Raw genomic sequence first — 1,840 nt, 5'->3', positions numbered from 1 at the left:
ATTTATCTTTAGAGTATAAAACACCAAATATGGTATACAAATTAACTGCTTAAAATCATGTTCAACCTGTAGCCATATTTCAGGACTAGACATTTACAAACTCACGAACAGATGAATAAATTAATATCATTAGTCTTTCTTTTTATTTCGTTAATCACATTCGGACAGACATACGAGGAAAAAATTGCAAAAAAATCTTGTGAGTGTATTTCTAAAGATTCTGAAACTGAAAACTTGAATGACCTTTTGAAAAAATGTATCGTTTCATCAAAAATTGACGTTGAAAATAATGACACAAGCGAAAAGGACAATAGACAATTTACAGTAGAGGGAATTCGCAAAACTTTTAGCGATGTATCAAAACTTGTTATAGAAGAATGTCCATCGTTAAGAACAAAAGTTTTTGAAAAGAAAAAACAAGAATTTTATAGACTTTCTGACAATCAGAAAGCAAATGAATATTTTGAAAAAGGAAATCAACTACAAGATAAAGAACAGTTTAAATTAGCAATAGAACAATACGAAAAAGCAATTAAAAAAGATAAAAAATTTGTAATGGCTTATGACCATTTGGGGGTAGCCTACCGAATGAAAAATGATTTGAATAAAGCTATAAAAACTTATAAGAAATCTCTTGAGATATTTCCAGAAGGAGATTTTGCGCTTTTAAATATTGCTGCAATTTATTCAATGAAAGAAAATGAAACAGAAGCACAAAATTTTTATCAAAACTTAATTAATTTTTACCCCGAAAATCCTGAGGGTTATTACGGAAATGGAAAAACAAATTTGATTTTAGGCAATAATGAAATTGCTTTAAAAAATACATTAGAGTCAATAATTTTATACAAAAACCAGAATTCAAACAAAATATCGGATGCTGAAAATCTTTTGAATTTTGTTCACGCAAAAATGAAAGAGGATAAAGAATTAGATAAATTTAATGAGATTATAAAAGAATATAATTTTGAACTTAAAGAATAAAAAACTGCCTACAACACCGTATATTTGCAATTGTGGCTTTGTGTCCTGCGGACACAAACGCTTATACGTAAAATAATTTCTTTTTGTGATCTTTATTTCCTAATTCCCACAACTGACAAATATACAAGACCGTTACCCAAAATAGCTCCAGACAAAAACACTTCCTGAAAACTGAACTGACCGCAGAAAAATTATAATCAAAATTCGATAAAATAGGACACCATTTTTAAAGACTTCAGGAATAAAAATCCAAACAAATAAAAGTTGATATTAGATAAAATTGACTCTTATTTTTAGAAACCAAAACTGACTTTGAGCGGACAAGCTCAAAAAAAAGATCTGAAAACCTGAACTTTTAATTGAAAACGGAACTTCAGAATAATCAACGACGCGGAAAGCATCACTAGAACCAATCTCTCTCAAAATTTGAGTAGAAAAATCCAACTAAAAATTAAAAAAGCAACGCTGGAGAAACTTAAAATTATAAACTTTTACTATCAATTTTAAACTTCAAAAGCTTCTCTCCCACTCTGATAAACAATTAAAGAAAATTTAATCTAAGCCGATATTCGATAAATCTGACGACAATTTAAAAGAATTAAAAAATAAACTGAGCGTGTCGCTACATTGGGTAACAACGTATAATAGCAATTGCGGCATTTTGTCCTGCGGACAAAACCGCGTAAGCATAATATTCAGTAATTTTAGCTATCTTAGTTTCAACCAATCCGCAACTGACGATTATACGAAACCGTTACCCCCAATTATGACTAAAAAATTTTTGCTCCTATTTTTTCTAATTTCTGCTATTGGAAATACACAAAATATATTCAACTACGAAAAAAAAATTAAACAG

General features: G+C 29.1%; 1 protein-coding gene. It reads left to right on the top strand.

Annotated elements, in window-relative coordinates:
- Positions 1 to 111: 111 nt before the first annotated feature.
- Positions 112 to 984: a tetratricopeptide repeat protein gene (locus tag BM201_RS17965; protein ID WP_092545207.1), complete on the top strand. Its 873-nt coding sequence runs from the start codon at positions 112 to 114 to the stop codon at positions 982 to 984.
- Positions 985 to 1,840 lie beyond the last annotated feature (856 nt).

It is taken from the genome of Zunongwangia mangrovi (assembly GCF_900112105.1).
GTDB lineage: Bacteria > Bacteroidota > Bacteroidia > Flavobacteriales > Flavobacteriaceae > Zunongwangia > Zunongwangia mangrovi.
Note: the sequence above shows the minus strand (reverse complement) of the source record. Positions and strands in the feature narration are given on the sequence as shown.

Excerpts from the sequence above, each read along its gene's own strand:
- BM201_RS17965 (WP_092545207.1), top strand. The coding sequence starts at position 112 with ATGAATAAATTAATATCATTAGTCTTTCTTTTTATTTCGTTAATCACA.